This window comes from Pseudomonas sp. E45-MNA-CIBAN-0222, assembly GCF_040310405.1.
Taxonomy (GTDB): Bacteria; Pseudomonadota; Gammaproteobacteria; order Pseudomonadales; family Pseudomonadaceae; genus Stutzerimonas; species Stutzerimonas stutzeri_AC.
In genome coordinates this window covers 1-1111 of sequence record NZ_JBEOPU010000048.1, presented here as the reverse complement: position 1 = coordinate 1111, position 1111 = coordinate 1, and the positions used below count along the sequence as shown (strand labels likewise).

1 protein-coding gene is annotated in these 1111 nt (G+C 55.5%); it reads left to right on the top strand.

The annotated features are described in order from the left end of the window. Nucleotides 1-45 precede the first annotated feature (45 nt). A complete protein-coding gene (locus AAEZ08_RS22720; RefSeq protein WP_500125151.1) occupies nucleotides 46-1083 on the top strand; it encodes an IS630-like element ISPa47 family transposase in 1038 nt (345 codons plus the stop codon). Nucleotides 1084-1111: the final 28 nt, after the last annotated feature.

Below are 1111 nucleotides of genomic sequence, written 5' to 3'. Positions count from 1 at the left end.
TATTAACCTGGCAAATAAATAGGGCATATTAGATAATCTGTCTCCATGAAAATAGATGCCCGTAAACTCAGCCCCCAAGAACAACGTGAAAAGCGCTCCACGGCCCTACGCATGCGTGAGCAGGGTTACACCTACAAGGCTATTGGCGAAGCGGTTGGTGTTCACCCCCGCACTATTGCTCGCTGGGCGCAGGTCGCAGAACATAAAGGCGAAAAGGCTGCCATTGCCGGCGGCCAGCGTGGTGTGCGCCAGGGTGATCGCCGCAGTTTGAGCTCCAGCCAGGAAGTGCTGATTCGCACCTTGATGACCGATAAGATGCCCGACCAACTCAAACTCGGCTTTGCGCTCTGGACGCGTGATGCGGTGCGAGAACTGATCCGCCAGCGCTGTGGTTTTCTCATGCCGGTTCGAACGGTTGGTGAATACCTCAAGCGTTGGGGCTACACCCCGCAGCGCCCACTGCATCGGGCTTATCAGCAGAAACCTGAAGTGGTTCAGCACTGGCTGGATAATGAATATCCACGCATCGCACAGCGGGCCAGGGCTGAGAATGGTGAGATTCAGTGGGGCGACGAAACCGGTATGCGCAGTGACAGCCATGCTGGCCGCAGCTACGCCCCTATTGGCGAAACGCCGGTGCGCCTGGTCAGCGGCAGTCGTTTTTCCACCAACATGATTTCCACCGTGACCAATCGGGGCAAACTGCGCTTCATGCTGTATCGGGAAACGCTGACAGCCCCAGTGCTGATTCGCTTCCTGAGTCGCCTGATTCGCGATGCTCAGGGCCGCAAGGTGTTCCTGATTCTCGACAACCTGCGCGTACACCACAGCAAAAAGGTGAGCGCCTGGGTTGGCGACCGCAAAGAGCAAATCGAACTGTTCTTCTTGCCGGCCTACGCCCCGGAGTTGAACCCTGACGAGTATTTGAATTGTGATTTGAAACATCAGGTTCGCACGGGCTTGCCGGCGCGTAATCAGGACGAACTGGAAAGGCGTGTTCGCTCGGTCATGAGACGATTGCAATTACGCCCTCAAAGAATCCGTTCTTATTTCCGGCATCCACGTATCGCCTACGCAGCATGATTTGGTGTATTTGATTGCCGGGTTAATA

Bases quoted from the DNA above. Each gene is read 5' to 3' on its own strand.
- AAEZ08_RS22720 (WP_500125151.1), top strand. From the start codon at position 46: ATGAAAATAGATGCCCGTAAACTCAGCCCCCAAGAACAACGTGAAAAG.